We start from the raw sequence: 24,420 nt of genomic DNA, 5'->3' as shown, positions 1-24,420 counted from the left end.
CGGACCCCGAGGACGCGGGGTCCGGGCGGGCCCGCGGGCCGTGGTTCAGAAGTAGTAGCGGGACACCGACTCGGCGACGCAGGCCGGCTTCTCGCCGCCCTCGCGCTCCACGGTGACGACTGCCGTGATCTGCACCCCGCCGCCCGCCTCCTCGACGGACTTCAGCACGGCGGTCGCGCGCAGCCGCGACCCGACCGGGACCGTGGAGGGGAAACGGACCTTGTTGGTGCCGTAGTTGATGCCCATCTTCGCGCCCTCGACCGCCATGACCTGCGGGACGAGCACCGGCAGCAGGGAGAGCGTCAGATACCCGTGGGCGATCGTGGTGCCGAACGGGCCGGCCGCCGCGCGCTCGGGATCGACGTGGATCCACTGGTGGTCGCCGGTCGCCTCGGCGAACTGGTCGATCCGCTTCTGGTCGATCTCCAGCCAGTCGCTGTGCCCCAGCTGCTCGCCCACACCGTCGCGCAGCTCCTGTGCGGAGGTGAAGATCTTCGGCTCTGCCATGGTCCTGGTCCTGCCTTCCGGCTCACTGCTCGATGTCTAAGCGCTTGCTCAGCATGGAGGGGGCACCGGCTCCTGTCAACGAAGTGGGGGAGTCCCCTCGCGCGCGCAGTAGGTTCGGGGGGTGCCCCAGATTCCCCGGTCGCTCCACGAACTCACCGTCGGCCAACTCGCCGCGCGCAGCGGCGCCGCCGTCTCCGCCCTGCACTTCTACGAGTCCAAGGGGCTGATCACCAGCCGACGCACCAGCGGCAACCAGCGCCGCTACGACAGGGACGCGCTCCGGCGGGTCGCGTTCGTACGAGCGGCCCAGCGGGTCGGCATCCCGCTGGCCACCATCCGTGAGGCGCTCGCCGAACTCCCGGAGGAGCGCACGCCCACCCGGGAGGACTGGGCCCGGCTCTCCGGGGCGTGGCGCACCGAGCTGGACGCACGCATCGAGCAGCTCGGCCGGCTGCGCGACCATCTGACCGACTGCATCGGCTGCGGCTGCCTCTCTTTGGAGAACTGCGTGCTCTCCAACCCGGACGACATCTCCGGCGAGCGAATGGCCGGTTCCCGTCTGATGCCGGAGCGCCGGACCGCCCCGGAGCCGCGCGACTGACACCCCGAGGGTGCGGGCGTCGGCGCTCGGGGACCGCTCGTCCGGCCCCCGGGCCGCCCGTGCTCCGGCCGCCGTCCCTCAGGCCGCCGAGGCCAGCTGCTGATGCCGTATCCGGTGCGCCCGTGCCAGTGTCCCCGGCGTCAGTGCCGACGCCGGTACGAGGATGCCGCAGCCCGTGCACTCCGGACCGGACCGGGGGTCTCGGTGCGGGTCCTGGCGCCAGACGATCCGGGTCCCCGCACAGACCGGGCAGGCCGTGCCGGGCTCCGCGCCGAGCGCGGTGATCAGCCGGAGCAGTACCTCGGGAAGCGGGGCGCTCGGATGCGTACCTGGGTCGGCGCAGCGGGCCACGCCGTTGCCTCCCCAGATCCGCCGGTGCCAGGCGTCGAAGCCGCCGGGCCGGCGCAGCCCCTCGCGCTTCTCGCGGCGCCGCCGTTCGGCGAACCCCGCCTCGTACGCCAGCCAGAGGGCCCGGGCCGCCTCCAGCTCGGCCAGTGCGCCCGTCAGCCGGGCCGGGTCGGGAGCCCGGTCCTCCGGGCCGAAACCGTGCCGGGCGCACAGATGGTCCCAGGTCGCCCGGTGCCCGTAGGGGGCGAAGCGCTCCAGGCATTTGCGCAGCGAGTACCGCCGCAGGGCCAGATCGGCCCGGGGGTCACGGACCTGTCTCGCGAGACTCCGGAAACCGGCCATACCACCGCCACCTCCGTCGTTCGGTGTTCTTGTGGGGGATGGACGTACGCCTGCCCGTTCTGGCTCCCCCGAAAGATGATTTCCGGCCACGGATGGGGCGGGGGTGCACACAGGGGCGCGCGCGGCCGGAGAAGGCCGCCGGCCGGGGCCCGGTGGCCGTGTGACGATTCGGCAAAGGTGACTGATGCTCACCTTACGGACCCGACTTACCGTCGGTAATCTCCGGCGCATCGGCCTCCCTGAGGAGTACGCATGCCCCCACGTACACGTACCGGCAAGCTCGCCGCGACCTTCGCGGCCGTCCTCGCACTAGGAACCTCTCTGCTGGCGGGATCACTCCCGGCAGGCGCCGCCCCGGTGGCGGCCACCGCCGCGGTCACCGACCACTGCGCCGGGCAGTGCGCGGACATCCTGCCGCCCGGCGCGAACGGCAACGCCACACTCGCCGACATCCTCGGCAACAAGCTCTTCGGCACCCATCCCTCCCACAGCGACGACCAGCTCGACCGCTACACGTCGCTGATCTCCGGCCAGAGCACCCTCACCGACGCCAAGCTGACCGACTTCTTCAACGACGCCTCCTTCGGCGTCCCCTCCGGTCAGGTCGAGTCCACCGTCTCGCCCCGCAGCGACGTCACCATCACCCGGGACAAGAAGACCGGCGTCCCGCACATCGTCGGCACCACCCGCTACGGCACCGAGTTCGGCGCCGGTTACGCGGCGGGCCAGGACCGGCTCTGGCTGATGGACCTCTTCCGCCACATCGGACGCGGAGAACTCACCTCCTTCGCCGGCGGGGCGCTCGCCAACCAGGGCCTGGAGCAGCAGTTCTGGCCGCAGGCCCCGTACACCGAGGCCGATCTCCAAGCCCAGGTCGAGCGGATCAGGACCACCGAGGGCGCCCGCGGCGAGCTGGCCATGTCGGACGCGCAGGCCTACATCGACGGCATCAACGCCTACAAGGACAAGGCGAAGTCGAGTCGCAACTTCCCCGGCGAGTACGTCCTCACCGGCAAGATCGACTCGATCACCAACGTCGGCGAGATCGTGCCCTTCAAGCTCACCGACCTGATCGCCATCGCCACGGTCGTCGGCGGCCAGTTCGGCGGGGGAGGCGGCGGCGAGGTGCAGGCCGCGCTCTCGCTGCTCGCCGCCCAGGAGAAGTACGGCGTCGCCGAGGGCACCCGGGTCTGGGAGTCGTTCCGGCAGCGGGAGGACCCGGAAGCCGTCCTCACCGTGCACGACGGCACCTCCTTCCCGTACGCCCAGAAGCCGGCGACCGCGGTGGGCACCGCACTCCCCGACAAGGGGTCCGTCACCGCCGAACCGCTGATCTACGACCGCACCGGCTCCGCGGGCACCAACCTCAAGGCCCCGGTCGCCGCGCCCGCCGCCCTCAAGCCGCTCCAGGGCGTCTTCGACGACGGCGTCATCCCCGAGGGAACCCTCCCCGGCTCCGGCACCGACGCGCAGAAGCGCGGCATGTCCAACGCCCTGGTGGTGTCCGGCGCGCGCACCGCGAGCGGCAACCCGGTCGCCGTCTTCGGCCCGCAGACCGGTTACTTCGCCCCGCAGCTGATGATGCTCCAGGAGATCCAGGGACCCGGCATCAGCGCCCGCGGCGTCTCCTTCGCGGGCGTCGGCATGTACGTCCAGATGGGCCGCGGCGAGGACTACGCCTGGAGCGCCACCTCCGCCGCCCAGGACATCACCGACACCTACGCCGTCCAACTCTGCGAACCGAGCGGCGCCACCCCGACGAAGAGCTCCGCCTCCTACCTCTACCGGGGCACCTGCACGCCCATGGAGAAGATGGAGCGGACCAACTCCTGGAAGCCCACGACCGCCGACTCCACGGCCGCCGGTTCCTACCGGATGCAGGTCTGGCGCACCAACTACGGCCTCGTCACCCACCGGGCGACGGTGGGCGGCAAGCCGGTCGCCTACACCTCGCTGCGCACCACCTACCGTCACGAGGCCGACTCCATCATCGGCTTCCAGATGCTCAACGACCCCGCCTACGTGACCGACGCCGCCTCTTTCCAGCAGGCGGCGAGCAACATCGACTACGCCTTCAACTGGTTCTACGCCGACTCCCGCACCGCCGCCTACTACAACAGCGGCATGAACCCGGAGCGCGCCGCCGGCGTGGACCCGGCGCTGCCGATCGCCGCGGACCGGGCGTACGAGTGGCAGGGCTTCGACCCGGCGGCGAACACCGCCACGTACACGTCCTTCGCCGCGCACCCGCACTCCAGCGGCCAGGACTACTACATCTCCTGGAACAACCGGCAGGCCAAGGGGTACGCCTCGGCCGGCTTCGGGTTCGGCGCCGTGCACCGGGCCGACCTCCTGGACGACCGGGTCTCCGCGCTGGTCGCCCAGGGCAGCGTCACCCGCGCCTCGCTCACCAAGGCCATGGAGCAGTCCGCCGTGACCGATCTGCGCGGCGAGCAACTGCTGCCGGAACTGCTGAAGATCATCCGCTCGCAGCCCGTCACCGACACCGCACTCGACACGGTCGTCAAGCAATTGGAGGCCTGGCGGGCGGCCGGATCGCAACGCAAGGAGACGGCCGCGGGCTCGGGAACGTACGCCAACGCGGACGCCGTACGCGTCATGGACGCCTGGTGGCCCGCGCTGATGGACGCGGAGTTCCGGCCCGGACTCGGGGACGCGCTCTACGACGCCCTGGCGGTGAACCTCGCCGTGGACGAGTCCCCGGCGGCCAGCCACGGGCCCAGCGGGGCGCACAGCGGCTCCGCCTTCCAGTACGGCTGGTGGGCCTTCGCCGACAAGGACCTGCGCCAAGTCCTCGGCGAGACCGTCCAGGGCCCACTGGCCCGCACCTACTGCGGGGGCGGCGTACTCGCCACCTGCCGCGACGCCCTGCTCACCACCCTGAAGCAGGCCGCCGCCAAACCCGCCGCCACGGTCTACCCGGGTGACGGCAACTGCGCGGCGGGCAACCAGTGGTGCAGCGACGCGATCATCCACCGCGCGCTGGGCGGGATCACCCAGAAGACGATCCCGTGGCAGAACCGGCCGACCTACCAGCAGGTCGTGGAGTTCCCCTCGCACCGGTAGGGGAGCGCGCCCGGGAACAGGCGGTCCCGGTGCGGGGGTGTGGCCCACCCCTTCACCGGGACCGCGCGTCCGCGCGCGAGGGTCAGCCGACCGCCGGTGTGCCGAGGAGGGTGAGGAGTGCCAGGCGTTCGGCGTCCTCGGTGCGCGGCTCGGCCGTGTAGACCATCACGCGCAGATCGTCCCCGGCGACGGTGAGCACGTCGCAGTCGAGGGTGAGGGTTCCCACGTCGGGATGGTCGATCGTCTTCCGGGCCGACTCGTGGGTACCGACCGCCCCCGAGTCCCACAGCTCGGCGAACCGGGCGCTGCCCGCCCGCAGTTCCGCCAAGAGGCTTGCGAGCCGCGGATCGCCCGGGTAGCGGGCGGCGGCCGTGCGCAGGTCCGCGACCAGCACCGTTTCGAGCTTCCGCCGCTCCTGCGGGGTCTGGCGGACCCGGCTCGTGCCGGGGCCCAGCAGATTGCGCCAGACCCCGTTGCGCTCGTGGCCGCGCCACCCGGCCGGGTCGCCCATCAGAGCCGTGTACGACGGGTTCGCCAGGAGCAGCGTCCAGGTGGCGTCGTACACCGCGACCGCGGTGCCGGTGAGCCGGTCGAGCAGCCGGTGGACGCTGGGCGAGATGCGGGTGGGTACGGTGCCGGGGCCGGGCGGTGCGAGACCGGCCAGCCGGAAGAGGTGCTCGCGTTCCGCCCCCGACAGCCGCAGGGCCCCGGCAAGGGCTTCCACGATCTGCCCGGACGGGTGGGTGGCCCGGCCCTGTTCGAGGCGGGTCACGTAGTCGGCGGAGATCCCGGCGAGCATCGCCAGCTCCTCGCGCCGCAGCCCCGCCGCACGCCGGTGGCCACCGGGTACCAGCCCCGCGGCCTCGGGCGGCACCCGGTCGCGCCAGCGGCGCACCGCCTGCCCGAACTCCGCCTTCGCCATGCCCACCAGTGTGCACCGGCGCCCGCCCGTCTTCCTGGTACCGCCGGTCCCAGGAAGACGGGACGTCTGGCAGGCACCCCGGCCGGGCCGGACAGTGGGAGGCATGACGAAGACACTGATCACCGGAGCGAACAAGGGTCTCGGCTTCGAGACCGCCCGCCGGCTCGTCGCCGCCGGGCACACCGTGTACCTGGGCAGCCGCGACGCCGAGCGCGGCAGGCGGGCGGCCGAGCGGATCGGCGCCAGGCTCGTCGTCGTCGACGTGACCGACGACGCCTCCGTGGAGGCCGCGGCGAAGACGATCGAGGCCGCGGGCGGACTCGATGTGCTGATCAACAACGCCGGGATCGAGGGACGCACCCCGGACGGCGGCGTCCTCGGCGCGGGCGGCGAGACCGCCGGGTCGATGCGGACGATCCTGGAGACGAACGTTCTCGGCACCGTGCGGGTCACCCACGCCTTCCTGCCGCTGCTGGAACGCTCCGCGGCCCCGGTCGTGGTCAATCTGAGCAGTGGTCTCGCCTCGCTGGAGCGGATGGCCACCCCGGGCAACCCGGCCTCCGCCTACCCGGGCGTCGCCTATCCGGCGTCCAAGGCCGCGGTCAACATGATCACCGTGCAGTACGCCAAGGCGTTCCCCGGGATGAGGATCAACGCGGTGGAGCCCGGCTACACCGCCACCGACCTCAACGCGCGCACCGGCACCCAGACCGTGGAGGAGGGCGCGGAGATCATCGTGCGGATGGCGCTGGTGGGCCCGGACGGCCCGACCGGCGGCTACTTCGACGCGGAGGGCCCGCTGCCCTGGTGAGACCCGGGCCGGGCGTCGCACCGGCGGGCCGGAAGAGCACGGGGCGGTGCGCGTCATCCGCACGATCAGTTGTGCAATTTATATTGCGCAATTTTTCTTTTCTTTCTAACCTCGGGTCATGGCCATGAACCCGACGCCGAACATCACCGATCTCGATGCGCTCAAGGTCTTCGCCCACCCCCTCCGGATCGCGCTCTACCGGCAGCTCTACGTGGCTCGTGCCGCGACCGCGTCCCAACTGGCGGAACGGGTGGACGAGGCCGTGTCGCTCGTCAGCTACCACCTGCGCAAGATGGCGGCGCACGGCTTCATCGTGGAGGCGCCGGAGGAGTCGGGCACGGACGGGCGGGAGCGGTGGTGGAAGCCGGCTTCGGAGCGCGGGTTCACCTTCCGCAGCTCGGACTTCGCGGGTGATCCGGAGGGCGCGGCGGTGGTCGGGCAGGTGACCCGCCAACTGCTCGCGACGCGCGCCGACCGGTACGGCACCTACCTCGACCAGCAGTCGGCATGGCCGAAGGAGTGGACGGACGCTTCGTTCAGCTCCGAGTACCTGCCGCGGCTGACGGCGGCCGAGTTGGCCGAGCTGGGCGAGGAGATCCACGCGGTCGTCGTGCGCTGGGAAGAGCGCGGCCGGGCGGCCGAGGCGGACGGGGACACCGAGGACCGCGAGCACGTCGCACTGCATCTGTACGGCTTCCCGTACCGACCCTGAGGGGGGGGTGTCGCGTGACCGCGACCGAGATATCCGGACGGCAGGGCTTACCGCCGGCTCACCGGGACGCGAACGTCCTGCGCTGGCTGGGCGCGCTCGTCCTCTCGCTGCTGGGCGACAACGTGTACTTCCTCGCCCTGTCCTGGGCGGCGGTCCAGTCCGGCGGATCGACGCGGGCCGGGCTGGTGCTGGCCGCCGCTTCCGTGCCGAGGGCGGTACTGATGCTCGGCGGCGGAGTGGTGGCCGACCGGTTCGGGCCCCGCAGGGTGGTGATCGGCAGCGACCTGACGCGGTGCGTGGTGGTGCTGGCCGTGGCGGGCCTGCTCGCCGCGGCGACCCCCGGCCTGTGGCTGCTGGTGGCGGTCGGACTGGTCTTCGGCACGGTGGACGCCCTGTTCCTGCCGGCCGTCGGCGCACTGCCGGCGCGTATCACCAAGCCGGACCAGCTGGCCCGGGTGCAGGGCCTGCGCGGGCTCGCCTCCCGGGCGGCCACCGTGGGAGGTTCGCCGCTCGGCGGGCTGGCGATGGCGCTCGGAGGCCCGGCGTTCGCGTTCGCCGTCGCCGGGCTGCTGTTCGCGGTGTCGCTGCCGCTGCTGATCACCGTACGGATCGCACCCCACCCGGGCGTCGACCGGGCGGCCGGTCCCGGTGGCCCCGGTGGCGCCGCATGGCGGGACCTGGCCGACGGCCTGCGGTACATACGCCACGACCGGGTGCTGGCGCCGCTGATGATCGTCGTGACGATCGGAGAACTGGGCTTCGCCGGTCCGCTGAACATCGGCGTGCCCCTGCTCGCCGACGAACGCGGCTGGGGCGCCGCCGGGCTCGGGTGGATCGTCGCGGGCTTCGGCGCCGGCGCGGCCGGGGCTTCCCTCCTGCTCGCCGTGCGCGGTCGCCTGCCACGCGCCGGACTGGTGCAGCAGGGCTGCCTGGCCCTCGGCGCGGCGGCAGTCGGCGGGCTCGCCTTCGCGCCCACACTGACCTCCGCCGTCGGCCTCGGCGCAGCCGTCGGGCTGACCGCCGGGCTCAGCGGGGCGCTCTGCTCGGCGCTCGTGCAGACGACCGCCGACCCCGTGTACCTGGGCCGGGTCACCGCGGTGGCCGGGCTGTCCGCGCTGGGGCTCGCTCCGCTGACGTACCCCCTCGCCGGTGCGGCCGTCGGCGCCTGGGGGACCCGACCGGTGTTCGTCGTCAGCGCCGCGATCGTGGCGCTCGGGTCCGTCACCGGCCTCTGCGTCCGGTCGCTGCGCCACGCCGAACTGCCCCGATGAAGGCCCGGTCCGGGCGCGGAGGGGCGGCTTCTCCCCGCACCCGGACCGCGTCCGCTCACCCCCCGTACAGCAGGTACTTCTTCCGCTTGGCCCGGAAGGCCGCGAGGTCGGATCGCCAGGCGCCGACCACCTCGTCGGTGTCGGCGCCCGCGTCGATCATGGTGCGGACCCGGGTGTTGCCGGTCAGCTTGTCGATCCAGTTGTCGGCCCGCCAGGCGAAGCCGCTCCAGGTCGCCTTGGCGGTCACCAGCAGCGCGATGCCGGTGCGTACCGGGTCGAAGACCTCGCGGTCGTCCACGTGGAGCTGCACCCCGCCGACCGTGACCCCGGAGAACTTGGAGAAGGTCGGCGCGAAGTACGCCTCGCGGAAGTGGACCCCGGGCAGCTCCAGCGCGTTGGCGGCGGCGGCCCAGCGGTGGTCGATGCCGGCCGCCCCGAGCAGCTCGAACGGGCGGGTGGTGCCGCGCCCCTCGGAGAGGTTCGTCCCCTCGAAGAGGCAGGTGCCGGAGTAGACGAGCGCGGTGTCGGCCGTCGGCATGTTGGGGCTCGGCGGCACCCACGGCAGGCCCGTCGCGTCGAAGAAGTCCGAGCGTCGCCACCCCGACATCGTCACCGTGTCCAGATCCACCGGGCCGGCGGCGAAGAACTCGGCGTTGAAGAAGAGCGCCAGCTCCGCGACGGTCATCCCGTGCGCCTGGGCGATCTCCCGCCGCCCGACGAAGGTCCCGAACGCCGGGTCGAGCACGGGACCGAGCGCCGCCCGCCCGGTGACCGGGTTCGGCCGGTCCAGCACGACGAACCGCTTGCCCGCGAGCGCCGCCGCCTCCATGCAGTCGTACAGCGTCCAGATGTAGGTGTAGAAGCGGGCGCCCGCGTCCTGGATGTCGAAGACCACCGTGTCGACGCCGGATGCCGTGAACACGTCGGCGAGCGGCCGGCCGTTCTTCAGATACGTGTCGTAGACCGGCAGTCCGGTCGCCGGGTCGTCGTACCGGCCCTCGGAACCGCCCGCCTGGGCGGTGCCCCGGAAGCCGTGCTCGGGTCCGAAGACGGCCGTGAGGTTCACCCGGTCGTCGGCGTGCATGACGTCCACGATGTGGCGCACGTCGGAGGTGATGCCGGTGGGGTTGGTGACGATGCCCACGCGCTCGCCGGCCAGCAGCCGGTAACCACCGGCGGCCAGCCGGTCGAAGCCGGTACGGACCGGGGCGCGTCCGCCGCGCCCGGAGCGGTCGTCGTGACCGCTCGCGGCAGCCGTCGTACCCCCGCCCGCGGCGGTCACCGCCAGGGCTCCCAGGCCTCCGCCCGCTGCCAGTACACCCCGTCTGGTCAGGCTCATCCAGCCACCTCCATGATCGCGCGGACTGTCATGGGCATGCACGCTAGCGCGCGCGGAGCCCGTAAGGAACGATCTCGGTGGGGCGGATTCACGGGGTCGGCCGGCACCGGTCGGGCAGAACACCGGACCGGCCTCGGGGGCGCCTACGCCTCGGGTCCGTGCGCGCCGGGCGGGGTGACGGATCCGAAGCCGATCAGGGCGTCGGCCGTTGCCGCGATGGTGTCGTCGGCGTCCCCGGGCTGCCAGCCCAGGACTGTTCGGGCCTTGTGGTCGCTGATGCGGGGGATGCGGCCTCCCAGCATCGCCGCTGCCCGCAGGCTCGGGTCGCTCTTCGCGGCCTCCCGGACCTCGTCGACGGTCAGCTCCCGTACCGGCAACCGGTCCGCGTACGCGGGGAAGCGTTCGCGCAGGGTGGTGGCGATGCCGAAGAGGCTGGACGATCCGCCGCAGGCGAGGAACCGCTCACCCGCTGCCTCGGGACGGACCATGGCACGCAGATGCAGGTCGACCACGTCACGTACGTCGACGACACCGAAGTGCATGACCGGTACGACGGGCATGGCTCCGTTCATCATGGCCTTGACCAGCCCGACCGAGCCCGAGGGCCGGTCGACCAGCTGGGGGCCGAAGATGCCGGTGGGGTTGACGACGACGAGCTCGATGTCGTCGTGGGCACGGGCATAGTCCCAGGCCGCTGTCTCGGCCAGGACCTTCGACTTCTGGTACGCGGGCAGGCCGGGGGTGTCCGGATCGGTCCAGTTCTCCTCGGTGTACCGGCCGTCGGGGGTGGGGGAGTAACCGACCGCCGCGAAGGAGGACGTCATCACGACGCGCACGACCTCGGCCTCGCGCGCCGCGGCGAGCACCCGGAGCGCTCCGTCGCGGGCGGGCAGAACGACCTCGTCCTCCGTCTCGGGCGGGGTTATGGGGAAGGGGGAGGCGTGGTGCAGGACGTGCGTCACCCCCGCCATGGCCCGCGCCCAGCCCTCGTCGGCGCTCAGGTCCGCCGAGACGAACTCCACACGCCCGCCCGGGTCGACGCCGGCCCGGTCCAGGGCGGAGCGCACCTGGGCCTGTTGCGTCCGCCCGCGCACCGGGACACGAACGTGGTGTCCTTCGCGCAGGAGCCGTACGACCGTGTGACTGCCGACAAGGCCGCTGCCACCGGTGACCAGGACCCTGGCGTCGGGCGGAACGGTCACGTCGACGTCGCGTGTGCTCATGGTGTTTCTGTCTTTCAGTAGGTGAAGTGTTCCTGCACGCGGGTGATCTCGCTGATCGCCCGCGCTTCGGCGGAGGCGTCCTGGCTGACACGCGCTCCCCACAGGTCGGCCTTGCCGCGCAGGTACGCCAGCCGCAGTCGCAGTCGCTCCAGATCGGCCTCCAGGGTCTGCGCCTGGGTGGCGAACAGATCCCGGAGCTCTTGTGCGGCGGACTCCCGGCGGGCGAGCAGCTCCAGGTAGCTGCGCATCCCGCTGACCGTCATGCCCGACGAGCGCAGGCACGCCAAGGCCTCCACCCGGGCAGCCGACTCAGGGCCGTAGCGGCGGTGGCCGCTGGACGGGTCGCGGTCGATCGCCCCGAGCAGTCCGATCCGTTCGTAGTAGCGCAGGGTCGGCTCGCTGAAACCCGACGCGCGCGCCATCTGCTGAATGGTCAGAGCCGTTGCCGGCTCCTGCCTCGTTCCCGCCATGGGCACAGCCTCCACCACTTCAAGCGCTTGAGGTCAAGGCGAACGCGCCACGGCGGCAGAAAGCCGCAGGACAGGCGAACCGTTCACCACCGCCGGGGGGGCGACGCCCGTGCCGCGTCCCCGTGCTCGTCCGGCGCGGCCGGCCCCGTGGGGCGGCCGACCGTGCTCTCTCTCGGCGCTCCACAGGCTCCACCGCTCTTCGCCGGGGGCCGCGGACCTTCCCGCGACCCCTTCCCCGATCACATACCGACTGGTTAGTCTGCTGGGGCAGTCGTGCAGAGAGGCAGGACCCGATGAGTACGGTTCAAGGCGCCGGCGTAGTGGTCACGGGAGCCGGAGGCGGCATCGGCGCCGCCCTGGCCCGGAGATTCGCCGCCGAGGGTGCGCGGGTGGTCGTCAACGACCTCGACGCCGCACGGATCGAGCCACTCGCCGAGGAGATCGGCGGCACCGCGATCGCCGGTGACGCCTCCGGGATCGTGGACGCCGCCCGGGACGCCCTCGGCGGCACCGTCGACGTGTTCTGCGCCAACGCCGGCCTCGCCTCGCCCGGCGACGTCTTCGCCGACGAGGAGGTGTGGGCCGCCGCCTGGGACGTCAACGTGATGGCCCACGTCCGCGCGGCCCGGGCACTGCTGCCCGAGTGGCTGGAGCGCGGCAGCGGCCGGTTCGTCACCACCGCCTCCGCCGCCGGCCTGCTGACGATGATCGGCGCCGCGCCCTACAGCGTCAGCAAGCACGGGGCCGTCGCCTTCGCCGAATGGCTCTCGCTCACCTACCGCCACCGCGGCATCAAGGTCCACGCGATCTGCCCGCAGGGCGTACGGACCGACATGCTCACCGCCGCCGGATCGGCCGGCGAACTCGTCCTCGCCCCCACCGCCATCGAACCGGAAGCCGTCGCCGACGCGCTCTTCGACGCGATCGGCGAGGACCGCTTCCTCGTCCTGCCGCACCCGGAGGTGGCCACGTACTACCAGGCCAGGGCCGAGGACCCGGAACGTTGGATCCGCGGCATGAACAAGCTCCAGCGCTCCTGGGAGAAGGGGACCCGCGCATGACCACCTCGACCGACATGACCCCGCAGACGTCCCCGTACGCCGCGAAGCCCTGGACCGGGCTGCTCTCCGAGACGCAGCTCACCCCCGTGGAGCCCGCCGAGACGGTCCTGCACGCCTTCCGGGCCGCCGTCGCCCGCGCCCCTGAACACACGGCCCTCGCCTACTTCGACGGGCGGCTCGGCTACCGCGAGACCGACGAGCTCAGCGATTCGGTCGCCGGACACCTCGCGGCCCGGGGCCTGCGCCACGGCGACCGCGTGGCGATCATGCTGCAGAACACCCCGCACTTCGTCCTCGCCCTGCTGGGCGCGTGGAAGGCGGGCGCCACCGTCGTCCCGCTCAACCCCATGTACAAGGCAGGCGAGGTCGCGCACGTCCTGGACGACGCCGGAGTGACCGCGCTCTTCTGCTCGGACCGGGCCTGGGAGTCGTACCTGCGCGACACCGCGGCAGCCGCCCCGGGCGTCACCATCGCCATCACCGCCTGCGAGCTCGACCTGCAGAGCGAGAACGACCCGCGTGTCCTCGGCTTCGAGCGGCTGCCCGTTCCCGGCGACGCCGACGACCTGGTGACCGTCGCCCGCAAGGGGCTCACCGCCCCCGAGGACCGCGCGCTCACCGCCGCCGACACCGCGCTGATCAGCTACACCTCCGGTACCAGCGGAAAACCCAAGGGGGCGATGAACTCCCACGGCAACGTCATGGTCAACGCCGAACGCCAGCGCAAGGACCACCCGATCGCCGAGGGTGCCGCCTACTTCGCCCTGGCCCCGCTCTTCCACATCACCGGCATGGTCTGCCAGCTCGCCGCCTGCCTCGCCAACGCGGGCACCCTGGTGCTCGCCTACCGCTTCGAGGCGGGCGTGGTCCTCGAAGCCTTCGCCACCCACCGCCCCGCCTACACCGTCGGCCCGTCCACCGCCTTCATGGCGCTCGCCGCCCACCCCGACGCCACCCCCGCCCACTTCGACTCCTTCGCGGTGATCTCCTCCGGCGGCGCACCCCTGCCGCCCGCGCTGGTGGAGAAGTTCCGGGCGGACTTCGGCCCCTACCTCCGCAACGGCTACGGCCTCACCGAGTGCACCGCCCCCTGCGCCGCCGTGCCCCCGCACCGGGAAGCGCCCGTCGACCCCGTCTCCGGCACCCTGTCGGTCGGCGTACCGGGCCCGGACACCCTCGTGCGCATCCTCGACGAGAACGGTGCCGAGGTGCCGCTCGGCGAACAGGGCGAGATCGCGGTGCGCGGCCCCCAGGTCGTGTCCGGCTACTGGAACCTGCCCGAGGCGACCGCCACCGCCTTCCCGGACGGCGAACTGCGCACCGGAGACATCGGCTTCATGGACCGCCAGGGCTGGCTCTACGTGGTGGACCGCAAGAAGGACATGATCAACGCCTCCGGGTTCAAGGTCTGGCCCCGCGAGGTGGAGGACGTCCTCTACACCCACCCCGCCGTACGCGAGGCCGCGGTCGTCGGCGTCCCCGACGCCTACCGCGGCGAGACGGTCCGCGCCTACGTCAGCCTCCGGCCGGGCGCCGGGGTGGCGCCGGAGGAACTGGGCGCGTACTGCAAGGAACGGCTCGCCGCGTACAAGTACCCGCGCCAGGTCGAGATCCTGGCCGAGCTGCCGAAAACGGCGAGTGGGAAGATCCTCAGGCGGGAACTGCGTTCTCCGCACTGAAGGCCGGACGGGCCTTTGGAACACGTTCACGGTGATGCGAAGGGCAGGTGGCGGCGATGGCCAAGGCGAGGGAAGGGAACGGGGTTCCCGTTCCCCAACGGCTGCTGGCCGCCGCCACCCGCCTCTTCGCGGAGCAGGGGTACGACCGCACCTCGGTCCAGGAGATCGTCGAGGCCGCCGGGGTGACCAAGGGCGCCCTGTACCACTACTTCGGTTCCAAGGAGGACCTCCTCCACGAGGTCTACGCCCGGGTGCTCCGCCTCCAGCAGGAGCGCCTCGACGCCTTCGCCAACGCCGACGAGCCGGTGGAGAAGCGCCTGCGCGACGCCGCCGCCGACGTGGTCGTGACGACCATCGAGAACCTGGACGACGCCTCGATCTTCTTCCGCTCCATGCACCACCTGAGCCCGGAGAAGAACAAGCAGGTGCGCGTCGAACGCCGCCGCTACCACGAGCGCTTCCGCGCCCTGATCGAAGAAGGCCAGCGGGCGGGCGTCTTCTCGCTCTCCAGCCCCGCCGACCTCGTGGTCGACTACCACTTCGGCTCGATCCACCACCTCTCGACCTGGTACCGCCCCGACGGGCCGCTCACCAAGCAGGAAGTGGCCGGCCACCTCGCGGACCTGCTGCTGCGGGCGCTGAGGCCGTAGCGGGCCCCGGCGGGGCTCAGCCCTTGAGCCCCCCGGCGAACCCCTTGATGACGTACCGCTGGAGCAGCAGGAACACCACCAGGACGGGCAGCGCGGCCAGCGCGAGCCCCGCGAAGACCAGCCCGTAGTCCGACACGTACTGGCCGACGAAGGAGAACACCCCCACCGGCACGGTCTCCTTGTCGGAACCTCCGAGGTAGAGCAGCGGGGTGAAGAAGTCGTTCCAGACGAAGACGGCGTTCAGGATGATCACCGTGCCGGTGATCGGCCGCAGCAGCGGGAACACGATCCGGGTGAACGCCTGCCGGTGGTCGCACCCGTCGATCAGCGCGGCCTGCGCGTAGTCGGCGGGCAGGGTGCGGACGAACCCGGTGTAGAGGAACACCGTGAACGGCAGCTGGATGCCGGTGTAGAAGAGCACCATGCCCTGGTACGTACCGAGCCAGCCGAGGCTGTCGACCAGCTTGTACAGCGGGATCATGCCCAGTTGGAAGGGCAGCACGATGCCCAGCAGGAAGAGGACGTACAGGCCGTAGCCGAGCCCCTCGGCGCGGCGGGCCAGGAAGTACGCGGCCGTCGAGCCGAGCACCACCAGCAGCAGCAGGCTGAGGGTGGTGATGACCGCGCTGTTCACGAGCGCGGGGCCGAGGGACGCGGACGACCAGGCGTGGGCGAAGTTGTGCACGGTCGGCGGGGCGGGCAGGCCCAGCGGTGAATCGGCGATCTGCCGGGGCTCCTTGAGTGCCAGCGTGATCAGCGCGTACACCGGGAACAGGAAGAGGACCGCCACCGCGATCATGACCAGCTCCAGGGTGTAGCTCCCGTAGCGGGCACGGAGGGGGGCGGAACGGTTCTTGGACTTCACGGGCTTGGTGCGCTTCACGGGCTTCGTGGGCCCGACGTGTTCGGGGTGCGTCACGCTGTCACCTCCCGGGCGCGCAGGAAACGGAGCTGGACCAGGGAGACCGCCGCCACGAAGAGCGCGAGCACCAGGGCCACGGCGGTGCTGTAGCCGAACTTCCCGTACACGAAAGCCTCCTTGAACAGGGCCGTCGACAGCGTCTCGCTGGCGGTGCCGGGGCCGCCGTTGGTGGCCGCGTACACCTGGTCGAAGAGCTTCAGGCCACCGATCGTCGACAGCATGAGGTTGACGGTCAGCGCCGGGGCGAGCATCGGCCAGGTGACCCAACGGAACCGCTGCCAGGCTCCGGCGCCGTCGATCCTGGCCGCCTCGTGGAGTTCGGGCGGCACCCCCTGGAGCCCGGCGAGGAAGATGACCATCGAGTACCCGGCGTACTGCCAGACGACCATGGCGGCCACCGACCAGAGCGCCAGCGACGGATCGCCCAGCCAGTCCTGCCGCAGCGCGCCCAGGCCGAAGGCGCCCAGCAGGCCGTTGAGCCCGGCGGAGGGCTCGGGGTTGTAGACGTACTTCCACAGGAACGCGACCATCACCGGGCTGACGACCGCCGGGGCGAAGAAGACCACCCGCAGCAGCGACCGGCTCCGGATGCCGCTGTCGACCCCCAGGGCCAGCAGCAGTCCGACGAGGTTCTGGACCACCACCACGGCCACCGTCAGCAGCAGTGTGTTCACCACGGAGTCCAGCGTCCGCTGGTCGTCGAGGAGCGCGCGGAAGTTCGCCAGCCCGACGAACGAGGCGTCGCCGATGCCCGACCAGTCGGTGAACGCATACGCGACGCCTGCCATGGCCGGGTAGAGCACCACGACCGCGTACACCACCAGGGCGGGGACGACGAACCCCCAGGGCGGGAGCGTGAGATCGCGGCGGGAGCGCGTGCGGGGCGCGGTCCGCGGCGGCCGGATGCGCACCGTGGGCGGGGGCGGCGCCCCGGGCCGGGTCTTCCCCGGCCGGGTCTCCTCGGGCCCGATCTCCTCGGGTTCGATCTCCTCGGGGTGGGGGAGCGAGCGGCTCATGAGGCCCTCCGGTAGGCGTCGTCCATCTGTCCGAGCGCGCCCCGGACGTCCGTCACCCCGGCCAGCAAGTCCTGCACGGCCGAGCAATGCGCGGGCTGCACCTCGGCGTTGGGCCACCGCTGGTCCATGAACGGCACGGCGCGGCCCCCGTCCACGATGGGCAGGAACGGCTCCAGGACCGGGTCGACGGCGGTCGAAGCGTCCCGCCGGAAGGGGATCGCGAAGACGGCCGACGCCCAGCGGTCGATGTTCTCCTGCTTCCCGAGGAACGCGATGAAGTCCGCGGCCCGCGGGTCCTTCCCCGCGCGTACGGAGACGCCGAGGCCGACCACGATCCCGGCCGGAATCCACAGCCGCGCCGGATCGTCCCCGCCGGGGAAGGGGAACATCGCCAGATCGCCAGGGCTCTCGGCTGCCTCCCGGAACACCCCGAGCACGGCGGAGACCTGGACGGCCATCGCCGCCTTCCCGGTGGCCACCATCGCGGTCTGCTGCTCGAACGTGGTGCCGTTGGGATTGTCGTTGAAGAAACCTTTGCGCTGGAGCTCCTGATAGCGGCCGAGAGCATCGGCCCATCCCGAGTCCCGGAAAGTCGTCCGACCGGCCGCCATGTCGTCGTCGAACCGGGCGTTCTGCGCGTAGACGGCGTTCGGCACCAGCGCGTAACTGATCAGCTGCGCCACCCACGGCGTCTGCGCGCCGAGCGCGATCGGTACGACACCCCGCGCCCGAAACTCGGAGCAGACCGCGAGCAGCTCCTTCCAGGTCGACGGCGGCTCGACACCCGCCCGGGCGAACACCTTCTTGTTGTAGATCGCGCCGATCAGGCAGCTGCCCGCCGAGTAGAGGTACGTGTGCCCCTCGTACCGGTAGGCCGCACCGAAGGCCGCCGGGATGTTCCTCGTCCACGGCTGCGCGCTGAGATCGGTGAGCAGCCCGGCTCTGGCCAGCTCGACCATGGACATCGCGCTGCCGCTGCCCGGGTACACCGCGTGCACGGCCGGGGCGTTGCCACCTGCGAGCTGGGTGCGGACCACCGTCTGCATCTGCTCCGTGGGTGCGAACGAGGTGGTGAAGGACTCCCGGGGGCGGCTCTCCCGGTACAGCGCCAGCAACTCCTCCACCGGCTGCTGCTGGTCGGTGACGCCCACGATGCGCAGCCCGTCGCCGGAACCGCCCGAGCATCCGGACAGGACCGGCGCCAGCGCGGTGGCCACCGCGATCCCGCCGCCGGTCCGCAGGAACCCCCGACGGCTCCGCGCGGTGTGATCGCCTCCCGCGGGACCGCTCCGGCCCGTGGTGCGTCCGTGCCCCTGACCCGTGGTCATGCGTGCCCTTCTGCCGAGGCGGTACGAGCCGGACGGCCGACCCGCCGGGAACGCCCCCCGCCCGTGCGCGACGCACCCGGCGGCGGTCCGGCGTCCACCGGGCCGCCTCGGAGCGACGCGGAGGGGCGGGGCCCCGGATCGCGGGCGGTTACGGACACGACGGCGCGGCGCCCGGCGCCACACCGGGGGCATCCGGTCGAAACTCTCGCCGTACCTTCGCAGCCGACCGCGAGCACGCCGGGCAGCGACACGGAGCGGGGTCCGCACGGGTGAGCCGGTGGGTGCCGGCCGGGGCGGCGGGGGAGCGCGGGGCCGCCCGCCGCGACCGGTGGTGGAGGGGTGCTGGGCCGCGGTGGTGGAGGGGTGCTGGGCCGCGGTGGTGGAGGGGTGCTGGGCCGCGGTGGTGGAGGGGTGCTGGGCCGCGGGCCGCGACCGGTGGTGGAGCCACGTAACGCCTCTGCCTGCGACGTCCGTTGACCGAACGGTCATGTCCGGTTCCCGCTCTTGACCGTGTACGGCTAACTGGCTGAATATCGGTCACGCACCGGCGCGTCCCGCACTCCGCGCGCCGGATCGCACCCCACGCGCGCCCGCACGCCGCACCGCATCGCGTACCACCAGCTCCAGGTCCGGCCGGGGCACGGCTCCCGCCGGACACCCCCCGCGTCTTCCGTCACCTTTCACGGAAATCGGAGCATGTGATGAGACCGGTCCTGCTCGTGGGGAGTTGGGCAGCCGCAGCGCACACCGTCGCGCCCAGGGCGGGGCCGTATCCTTCGGTGGGCGGAGCACGCACCCACGCGAGTGCGCGGTCGTCCGCACCGGCCGACGCTGTCCCGATCCGGCGCCGCACCCGAGACCGACGAACCATCAGGAGGACGGCCGTGATAGCTCTGTCCGCAGTGGGAGGGGTGGCCTTGGTCGAACTGGGCATGGCCGTGACTCCGGGACCGAACATGATCCACCTCGCGTCCCGCGCGATCACCCAGGGCCGCAGGGCGGGCCTGGTGAGCCTCGGCGGGACCGCCGTGGGCTTCGTGTGCTACCTGCTGGCCGCGGCTGCGGGCCTCTCCGCACTGTTCGCCGCCGTGCCCGTGGCGTACACGGTGGTCAAGCTCGCCGGGGCCGCCTATCTGGCCCACCTTGCCTGGGGCATGCTCAAGCCCGGCGGGCGGTCGCCCTTCGACCCGGCCGGAGACCTGCCTCCGGCCTCCGACGCCCGGCTGTTCTCGACGGGGCTGCTGACCAACCTGCTCAACCCCAAGATCGCTCTGCTGTACGCCGCGCTGCTGCCCCAGTTCCTGGACCCCCACGCGGGTCCGTCCTGGGCCCAGCTCCTCCAGCTCGGCGGTGTGCAGATCATCGTGGGGATCACCGTGAACGCTCTGATCATGCTGAGCGCGGCACGGCTGTCCGGGTTCCTGGCCACCCGGCCCCGCGTCATGACCGCCCAACGGTTCACCGCGGGCGGCCTGCTCGGTGCCTTCGCCCTGCGCACCGCGCTCTCCCGCACGCCCGTCTCCCCCTGAGCGCGGCCGTACAGCGAGCCCTGATGCCCTCTCAGGCGGTGCTCTCGGTCACCGGCGCATAAGGCCGCATGAGAACGGGGGCGGCCAGAGCCGCGGGCGCCAGACAGCTCAGCAGGACCACGGGCCAGGCCCACACGCCCACGACGAACGCGGTAGGGACACTGGCGCACAGGGCGGCCACCACGACCGCGACGACGCGAGCGGACCGTGAGGTCGGATCGGTGCTCGCCGCCCTGGCCCAGAGCAGCACGACCAGGATGATGCCCAACTCGACGGCCCCTGCGGGCACAGCGATCCGCAGTGCGTCCACCGACCGGCTCCATCCCTCCCCGCTCGCTCCGGACTGCGCCTCGAACACCCCCAGAAGGAAGTAGCAGACAATCTCCAGTGGTGCGACCACCGACACCGCGACGCAACCGAGCCGAATCAGCAGCAGGAAGTTCTTCACTTTCCACCTTCACCTTCACCTGTGCCCGGGACCCTCCGAGAGGGCAGCGGGGAACCGGAATCCGGACCGTCGGGAGACACCTCACTGCACGGACCGGATCGTATCGGCATGGCCATCGACGCCGCCGTCGGGCCCAGCCTCATGCTGTTGGCGCACTTGGCATCCACCCAAGTGCCCTTGTGGCTCCACGTCGTACCCTCTACAGCCGTAGGAGCAGCCCTTGTCGTGGCGCTGCGCCGACCGAGGCGAACACGTCGGAACGGATCGCGAAAGCGGCTCGTAAAGAATGAATGCCCGTCAAAGAGGCGGCTCCACAAGAAGTTCCCGCAGCCAGCGCGCACTGTCCGCGCCTCCGGGGTCGACCGCGCCGCCGTCCGCCCCGGGGAAGAGACGACCCCAGGAGCAGGCCCGGCCGATCGCCCCGAGCCGCCACGCGAGGCTCACGGCGCGCCGCAGTTCAGCGGCCGTGGGGCCGCTTCCCGTCCACGGCTCCAGGTAGGCGTCGCGAAGGCGGGGAAGCGCCTCGGGGCCGTATCTCCGGCGGGCCGCACGGGCGGAGACCAACAGGCTGCAGAAGGGGTGGGAGATCGCCGCGTCACCCCAGTCGAAGAAGGTGAAGCGACCGGGCCCGGGGGCGAACGACTGACCGTCGTGCAGATCGGAATGGTCGAGCGTGTCGGCGATGCCCACGCCGGCGAGCTCGGTACACCAGTCCGCCAGACGCGGACGGAGTTCCCGCATCGCCTCGCGGCCCTCCTGACCCAGCACCGGGTTCTCCTCCACCACCCGGTCGAAAATCTCCGGCAGGACCGCCAACCGCCCGTTCGGGACACCGAGTGACTCCATTTCTCCGACGAGAGGTGTCAACTCGCCTTGCAGCAGGGCGTACTGCCGGAGCATGTCCTCCCAGTCCGGCAGGTCCGCAGTGCCACGGTCCAGAGCGTCCCGGAAGAGCGGGCCGCCGTCGGGAAGGAGCGCCCATCCGCGCTCCGCTTCGACGGCGATCGGCTTCAGCACCTGCCCGGGAACCCAGCGCGACAGAGCTTCGGTGAGCCCCGATTCGAAGGCACTCGCGGGCGGGTTGGCCTTGAACCACACGACTCCCTGCTCCTCGACGGGAATCCGCACCAGCACGGACCACGGCCGCAGCCGCACCGATCGCCTGCCCGCCGCGCGCAGCCCATGGGCCGCCAGCCCGCTCTCCACCCACGCGAGGGCTGCCTCCCGCCACGTATCGGTCTCCCAGGGCGTCACCGCGTCCTGGTACTGCCCCCGGTCGACCGTTGTCGAGTCGTCTTGCCGCATCCCCCCATCTCACCACCGCATCCATCGTCCACTCCATCCGTTTCTCCGGACCGGGTGGCCGACACCCCCCCCGCACCAACCGCTGCGCGATCTCTGGACACCGGCTTGACGGCGTGCTGTCATACCGCCGACATCATTTTTCCAACGTTGCATAGAAGTTGTCGCACCACCGCACCGGAACGCGACAGCCTTCTTCGCCATGCGCCCGAGTCGTCGCACCAGGGCGCGGAACGAGGCTGCCGCAGAGCAGAAGTGGAGCTTCCACATGCCCCTGAACCGTCGGCACTTCGTGACCAGCGCCCTGGTCACCGCCGCCTCGACCGCCGCCATGGGCCGCTGGGCCACCACCGCGACCGCGGCGGGCCACGTGGCGCCGGTGGCGCGCGGCGGCCACTACGCCCCGAACGCCGCGCCGCTGCACCCGACCGCGTTCCTGAAGCTGCCGCCCGGCCGGGTCAAGGCACGGGGCTGGCTCGCCGGACAGCTCCAACTCCAACTGGACGGCCTGTGCGGGCGTTACGAGGAGTTCTCGCACTTCCTCGACTTCGACACCTCCGGCTGGGTGCACACCGACCAGGGCGGCTGGGAGGAAGTCCCGTACTGGCTGCGGGGATACACCGACCTGGCGATCGTCACCGGCGACGCGAAGGCGCTCGCCGCCACCCGGCGCTGGATCGACGCGATCCTCACCACGCAGCAGTCGGACGGGTTCTTCGGCCCCAAGGCGTTGCGCACCTCGCTCAACGGCGGACCGGACTTCTGGCCGTTCCTCCCGCTGATCCAGGCGCTGCGCTCCTGGCAGGAGTACAGCGGCGACACCCGGGTGATCCCCTTCCTCAGCCGGTTCTTCCGGTACATGAACGCTCAGGGCCCTGGTGCCTTCAACACCAGTTGGATCGCACTGCGTTGGGGCGACGGTCTGGACAGCGTCTTCTGGCTGTTCAACCGGACCGGCGACACCTTCCTGCTCGACCTCGCCGACAAGATCCACCAGAACGGCGCCGACTGGGGCGACAACCTGGTCAACCCGCACAACGTCAACATCGCGCAGGGCTTCCGCGAGCCCGCCCAGTACGCGCTGCGCAGCGGCTCCGCACAGGACACCAAGGACACCTACGGCACGTACGCCAAGGCGATGGGCCAGTACGGGCAGTTCGCGGGCGGCGGGATCGCCGGCGACGAGAACGCCCGGGCCGGGCACGGAGATCCGCGCCAGGGCTTCGAGACCTGCGGCATCGTGGAGTTCATGGCGAGCCACCAGTTGCTCACCCGGATCACGGGCGACCCACTGTGGGCGGACCGTTGCGAGGATCTCGCGTTCAACTCGCTGCCCGCGTCGCTCGATCCCTCGGGCAAGGCGATCCACTACATCACCAGCGCCAACAGCGTCGATCTGGACAACGAGCCCAAACGGGACCGGCAGTTCCAGAACGGCTTCGCGATGCAGGCGTTCCTGCCGGGCGTGGACCAGTACCGCTGCTGCCCGCACAACTACGGCATGGGCTGGCCGTACTTCCTCGAAGAGCTCTGGCTCGCCACTCCGGACGGCGGTCTGGCGGCGGCGATGTACGCGGCCAGCGAGGTGACGGCGGCGGTGGCGGACGGCACCGAGGTCACCATCACCGAGGAGACCGACTACCCCTTCACGGACACGGTCACGCTCACCCTGAAGACCCCGAAGCAGGTGAAGTTCCCGCTGGTGCTGCGCGTTCCGGCCTGGTGCACCGCGCCGGAGATCCGGGTCAACGGGCAGCGGGTCACCGCCCCCGCCGGTCCCGCCTTCACCCGCGTCGACCGCACCTGGAAGAACGGCGACAAGGTCACGCTCCGCTTCCCGCAGCAGACCACCGTGCGCACGTGGGCGGAGAACCACGGTTCGGTGAGCATCGACCGCGGACCGCTCACGTACTCGCTCCGCATCGGCGAGAGTTACGAGCGCATCGGCGGCACGGACCAGTTCCCGGAGTTCGCGGTGCACGCCACCACCCCGTGGAACTACGGCCTCGTGCTGGACGGCGCGCTGCCCCAGGCCACCGTGGCCGCGCGGCCTGGTTCACGTTCCACCCGGCTGACGGCCGGCACCAACCCCTTCACCCTGGCCGGCACCCCGCTCACGCTGACCGCGCGAGCCCGCCGCATCCCCGAGTGGAGCGCGGACGACGAGCACGTGGTGGCGCCGCTCCAGCAGAGCCCGGCGCGCAGCACCGAGCCCGTCGAGCAGGTCACCCTCGTCCCGATGGGGGCGGCCCGGCTGCGGATCACGTCGTTCCCGACGGCCGCACCGGACGCGGCGCCCTGGCTGGCGGACCGCTGGTATCGGATCGCCAACAAGAACTCGGGCAAGGTGCTCGGCGTGGACGGGATGTCGACCACGAACAGCGCCCATGTGGTGCAGTTCGGCGACACCGGCACCGACGACCACCTGTGGCGGCTGGTCGCCAACGGCGACGGCTGGTACCGCATCCGCAACCGGCACTCCGGCAAGGTGCTCGGCGTCGATCTGATGTCCACGGCCAACAGCGCCCACGTCGTCCAGTTCGACGACAACGACACCGACGACCACCTCTGGCAGCTCGTGCCGAACGGCGACGGCTGGTACCGCGTCCGCAACCGGCACTCGGACAAGGTGCTCGGCGTGGATCTGATGTCCCTCGCCGACAGCGCCCATGTCGTGCAGTACGACGACAACGGCACCGACGACCACCTCTGGCAGCTGCTCTGACGAGCAGCACCGCCGGATCTCCCCCGCACCACCCCGCGCGCCGGTCCGGCGCGCGGGCCCGCTCACCGGCGAGACGCTCACCCAACGACAGCGACTGCGCGACGTGGTCCGGGCCGCCGCGGAGGCG

The 24,420-nt window shown here is 71.7% G+C and carries 21 protein-coding genes; 10 read left to right on the top strand and 11 right to left on the bottom strand.

Features of this window, described 5'->3' with window-relative positions; all coding sequences use genetic code 11:
• Nucleotides 1–45: 45 nt before the first annotated feature.
• A complete protein-coding gene (locus ACWD3D_RS14225; RefSeq protein ID WP_451461163.1) occupies nucleotides 46–507 on the bottom strand; it encodes a MaoC family dehydratase in 462 nt (153 codons plus the stop codon).
• Nucleotides 508–628: 121 nt separating this feature from the next.
• Between ACWD3D_RS14225 and soxR the strand changes: the two genes are divergently transcribed.
• On the top strand, nucleotides 629–1,108 hold the full coding sequence (gene soxR, locus ACWD3D_RS14220) for a redox-sensitive transcriptional activator SoxR (RefSeq protein ID WP_451461162.1): 480 nt from the start codon (nucleotides 629–631) through the stop codon (nucleotides 1,106–1,108).
• 78 nt (nucleotides 1,109–1,186) lie between these two features.
• Here soxR and ACWD3D_RS14215 read toward each other — a convergent pair whose 3' ends face one another.
• Nucleotides 1,187–1,798, bottom strand: a complete 612-nt coding sequence (locus ACWD3D_RS14215; protein WP_451461161.1) for a hypothetical protein — start codon at nucleotides 1,796–1,798, stop codon at nucleotides 1,187–1,189.
• A 252-nt stretch (nucleotides 1,799–2,050) separates the two neighbouring features.
• Here ACWD3D_RS14215 and ACWD3D_RS14210 point away from each other — a divergent pair, with 252 nt between their 5' ends.
• On the top strand, nucleotides 2,051–4,885 hold the full coding sequence (locus tag ACWD3D_RS14210) for a penicillin acylase family protein (RefSeq protein WP_451461160.1): 2,835 nt from the start codon (nucleotides 2,051–2,053) through the stop codon (nucleotides 4,883–4,885).
• Nucleotides 4,886–4,967: 82 nt separating this feature from the next.
• On the opposite strand, the gene ACWD3D_RS14205 is transcribed toward ACWD3D_RS14210, so the two are convergent.
• The gene (locus ACWD3D_RS14205) at nucleotides 4,968–5,807 is read right to left on the bottom strand and encodes a helix-turn-helix transcriptional regulator (protein WP_451461159.1); all 840 of its coding nucleotides are present in this window, start codon (nucleotides 5,805–5,807) and stop codon (nucleotides 4,968–4,970) included.
• A gap of 103 nt (nucleotides 5,808–5,910) precedes the next feature.
• Here ACWD3D_RS14205 and ACWD3D_RS14200 point away from each other — a divergent pair, with 103 nt between their 5' ends.
• The 3 genes from ACWD3D_RS14200 (at nucleotide 5,911) to ACWD3D_RS14190 (ending at nucleotide 8,601) form a co-directional block, all read left to right on the top strand.
• Nucleotides 5,911–6,618 (top strand): SDR family NAD(P)-dependent oxidoreductase, encoded by a 708-nt coding sequence (locus ACWD3D_RS14200; protein ID WP_451461158.1) that lies wholly within the window; start codon nucleotides 5,911–5,913, stop codon nucleotides 6,616–6,618.
• 118 nt (nucleotides 6,619–6,736) lie between these two features.
• Nucleotides 6,737–7,330, top strand: a complete 594-nt coding sequence (locus tag ACWD3D_RS14195) for a helix-turn-helix domain-containing protein (protein WP_451011822.1) — start codon at nucleotides 6,737–6,739, stop codon at nucleotides 7,328–7,330.
• Nucleotides 7,331–7,344: 14 nt separating this feature from the next.
• Nucleotides 7,345–8,601: an MFS transporter gene (locus ACWD3D_RS14190; protein WP_451461157.1), complete on the top strand. Its 1,257-nt coding sequence runs from the start codon at nucleotides 7,345–7,347 to the stop codon at nucleotides 8,599–8,601.
• 55 nt (nucleotides 8,602–8,656) lie between these two features.
• Here the strand turns inward: ACWD3D_RS14190 and ACWD3D_RS14185 are convergent, their stop codons facing one another.
• The 3 genes from ACWD3D_RS14185 to ACWD3D_RS14175 form a co-directional block, all read right to left on the bottom strand.
• Nucleotides 8,657–9,940 (bottom strand): exo-beta-N-acetylmuramidase NamZ family protein, encoded by a 1,284-nt coding sequence (locus tag ACWD3D_RS14185; RefSeq protein ID WP_451461156.1) that lies wholly within the window; start codon nucleotides 9,938–9,940, stop codon nucleotides 8,657–8,659.
• Nucleotides 9,941–10,083: 143 nt separating this feature from the next.
• Nucleotides 10,084–11,163: an NAD-dependent epimerase/dehydratase family protein gene (locus ACWD3D_RS14180; protein ID WP_451461155.1), complete on the bottom strand. Its 1,080-nt coding sequence runs from the start codon at nucleotides 11,161–11,163 to the stop codon at nucleotides 10,084–10,086.
• Between the two features lie 14 nt (nucleotides 11,164–11,177).
• Nucleotides 11,178–11,633, bottom strand: a complete 456-nt coding sequence (locus tag ACWD3D_RS14175; RefSeq protein WP_451461154.1) for a MerR family transcriptional regulator — start codon at nucleotides 11,631–11,633, stop codon at nucleotides 11,178–11,180.
• A gap of 293 nt (nucleotides 11,634–11,926) precedes the next feature.
• On the opposite strand from ACWD3D_RS14175, the gene ACWD3D_RS14170 reads away from it, so the two are divergent.
• From ACWD3D_RS14170 to ACWD3D_RS14160, 3 genes are read left to right on the top strand one after another with little or no spacing between them, the layout of a single operon-like run.
• On the top strand, nucleotides 11,927–12,694 hold the full coding sequence (locus ACWD3D_RS14170; protein WP_451461153.1) for an SDR family oxidoreductase: 768 nt from the start codon (nucleotides 11,927–11,929) through the stop codon (nucleotides 12,692–12,694).
• The gene (locus ACWD3D_RS14165) at nucleotides 12,691–14,373 is read left to right on the top strand and encodes an AMP-binding protein (protein WP_451461152.1); all 1,683 of its coding nucleotides are present in this window, start codon (nucleotides 12,691–12,693) and stop codon (nucleotides 14,371–14,373) included. Before ACWD3D_RS14170 ends, ACWD3D_RS14165 begins: the two co-directional genes overlap by 4 nt.
• 56 nt (nucleotides 14,374–14,429) lie before the next feature.
• Nucleotides 14,430–15,023, top strand: a complete 594-nt coding sequence (locus tag ACWD3D_RS14160) for a TetR/AcrR family transcriptional regulator (RefSeq protein WP_451461151.1) — start codon at nucleotides 14,430–14,432, stop codon at nucleotides 15,021–15,023.
• Nucleotides 15,024–15,039: 16 nt separating this feature from the next.
• Here ACWD3D_RS14160 and ACWD3D_RS14155 read toward each other — a convergent pair whose 3' ends face one another.
• The 3 genes from ACWD3D_RS14155 to ACWD3D_RS14145 are packed head-to-tail and all read right to left on the bottom strand — an operon-like array spanning nucleotide 15,040 to nucleotide 18,289.
• Nucleotides 15,040–15,942 carry a carbohydrate ABC transporter permease gene (locus tag ACWD3D_RS14155; RefSeq protein WP_451461150.1) on the bottom strand — a complete coding sequence of 301 codons (903 nt, stop codon included), beginning with the start codon at nucleotides 15,940–15,942 and terminating at the stop codon, nucleotides 15,040–15,042.
• Nucleotides 15,939–16,961: a carbohydrate ABC transporter permease gene (locus ACWD3D_RS14150; RefSeq protein ID WP_451461149.1), complete on the bottom strand. Its 1,023-nt coding sequence runs from the start codon at nucleotides 16,959–16,961 to the stop codon at nucleotides 15,939–15,941. The genes ACWD3D_RS14155 and ACWD3D_RS14150 overlap by 4 nt, the downstream gene beginning before the upstream one ends.
• Nucleotides 16,958–18,289, bottom strand: coding sequence for an ABC transporter substrate-binding protein (locus ACWD3D_RS14145; protein WP_451461148.1), 1,332 nt, complete (start codon nucleotides 18,287–18,289; stop codon nucleotides 16,958–16,960). The genes ACWD3D_RS14150 and ACWD3D_RS14145 overlap by 4 nt, the downstream gene beginning before the upstream one ends.
• An 884-nt stretch (nucleotides 18,290–19,173) precedes the next feature.
• On the opposite strand from ACWD3D_RS14145, the gene ACWD3D_RS14140 reads away from it, so the two are divergent.
• A complete protein-coding gene (locus ACWD3D_RS14140; RefSeq protein ID WP_451461147.1) occupies nucleotides 19,174–19,818 on the top strand; it encodes a LysE family translocator in 645 nt (214 codons plus the stop codon).
• A gap of 31 nt (nucleotides 19,819–19,849) precedes the next feature.
• Here the strand turns inward: ACWD3D_RS14140 and ACWD3D_RS14135 are convergent, their stop codons facing one another.
• On the bottom strand, nucleotides 19,850–20,266 hold the full coding sequence (locus ACWD3D_RS14135; RefSeq protein WP_451461146.1) for a hypothetical protein: 417 nt from the start codon (nucleotides 20,264–20,266) through the stop codon (nucleotides 19,850–19,852).
• A 297-nt stretch (nucleotides 20,267–20,563) separates the two neighbouring features.
• Nucleotides 20,564–21,571 carry an aminoglycoside phosphotransferase family protein gene (locus ACWD3D_RS14130; RefSeq protein WP_451461145.1) on the bottom strand — a complete coding sequence of 336 codons (1,008 nt, stop codon included), beginning with the start codon at nucleotides 21,569–21,571 and terminating at the stop codon, nucleotides 20,564–20,566.
• A 265-nt stretch (nucleotides 21,572–21,836) separates the two neighbouring features.
• Here ACWD3D_RS14130 and ACWD3D_RS14125 point away from each other — a divergent pair, with 265 nt between their 5' ends.
• Nucleotides 21,837–24,293 carry an RICIN domain-containing protein gene (locus tag ACWD3D_RS14125; RefSeq protein WP_451461144.1) on the top strand — a complete coding sequence of 819 codons (2,457 nt, stop codon included), beginning with the start codon at nucleotides 21,837–21,839 and terminating at the stop codon, nucleotides 24,291–24,293.
• Nucleotides 24,294–24,420: the final 127 nt, after the last annotated feature.

The organism is Streptomyces sp. NPDC002690 (assembly GCF_053592415.1).
This window is presented reverse-complemented; position numbering and strand designations above follow the sequence as displayed.